This is a genomic window from Chitinophaga pinensis (assembly GCF_007896845.1).
Classification (GTDB): domain Bacteria; phylum Bacteroidota; class Bacteroidia; order Chitinophagales; family Chitinophagaceae; genus Chitinophaga; species Chitinophaga pinensis_C.
Genome location: NZ_VOHS01000096.1, coordinates 62501 through 64047, shown reverse-complemented (window position 1 = coordinate 64047; position 1547 = coordinate 62501). Strand labels below are relative to the sequence as shown.

The 1547-nt window shown below is 49.5% G+C and carries 1 rRNA gene (cut by a window edge); it reads right to left on the bottom strand.

From position 1 onward, the window contains the following. Window positions 1-30 precede the first annotated feature (30 nt). Window positions 31-1547, bottom strand: a 23S ribosomal RNA gene (locus FEF09_RS30550) (it continues 1360 nt past the right edge of the window).

Here is a 1547-nt window from a genome sequence, read left to right as displayed (position 1 = left end):
GGGAAATTGTAATAGTCTTACAAAAAAATAAAATTAAAGCTTACGGCAATTAGTACTACTCGGCTTCGATGTTACCACCCTTACACCTGTAGCCTATCAACGTCGTAGTCTCCGACGGCCCTTAAAAGTAAACTCATCTTGAGGTAGGTTTCACGCTTAGATGCTTTCAGCGTTTATCCTTTCCGTACATAGCTACTCAGCACTGCACCTGGCGGCACAACTGATACACCAGCGTACGTACGACCCGGTCCTCTCGTACTAAGGTCATGTCCCCGCAATTTACTAACGATCACAACAGATAGGGACCGAACTGTCTTGCGACGTTCTGAACCCAGTTCACGTGCCACTTTAATCGGCGAACAGCCGAACCCTTGGGACCTTCTCCAGCCCCAGGATGTGACGAACCGACATCGAGGTGCCAAACCTCCCCGTCGATATGAGCTCTTGGGGGAGATCAGCCTGTTATCCCCGGAGTACCTTTTATCCTTTGAGCGATGGCCCTTCCATACAGAACCACCGGATCACTTTAGCCAGCTTTCGCTCCTGCTCGGCTTGTCGGCCTCACAGTCAAGCACCCTTTTACTAATGCGCTCTGCGTACGATTACCAACCGTACTGAGGGTACCTTTGCGAGCCTCCGTTACTTTTTAGGAGGCGACCACCCCAGTCAAACTACCCACCAAACAATGTCCTCGTTGCCGAGTTAGACTCTAAACAACAGAAGGTTGGTATTTCAACGTTGACTCCACAACTCCTGGCGAAGCTGCTTCATAGTCTCCCAACTATCCTACACATCTGTTGTTCAAAATCAATGTTAAGTTGTAGTGAAGGTTCACGGGGTCTTTCCGTCCCGTTGCGATTAACCGGCATCTTCACCGATACTACAATTTCACCGAGCTCGTGGTAGAGACAGTGTCCAACTCATTAGACCATTCGTGCAGGTCGGAACTTACCCGACAAGGAATTTCGCTACCTTAGGACCGTTATAGTTACGGCCGCCGTTTACTGGGGCTTCAGTCAGAAGCTTTGGGTTACCCCGAACATCCTTCCTTAACCTTCCAGCACCGGGCAGGTATCAGGCTCTATACGTCATCTTTCGATTTTGCAGGGCCCTGTGTTTTTGTTAAACAGTTGGTTGGACCATTTTACTGAGACCGCATCACTGCGGTACGCCTTATCCCGAAGTTACAGCGTCAATTTGCCTAGTTCCTTTACCACGGATCACTCGAGCGCCTGAGGATACTCTCCTCGACTACCTGTGTCGGTTTACGGTACGGGCTGCTATAACCGAACCTTAGAGGTTTTTCTTGGAAGTCTGATTAGGGACATTATCAGCGCGGCCGAAGCTTTGCTGTACTATCGGGTTCATCATCCCGTGCGGATTTGCCTACACAGATATAACTACTCCCTTTAACGCACTATTCCGTAAGTGCGCAGTCCTTTCACTACTCCGTTACCCCATCGAAATTATAGCAGGTACTGGAATATTCACCAGTTTGCCATCAGCTACGCCTCTCGGCTTTGCCTAAGGACCCGACTAACCCTGAT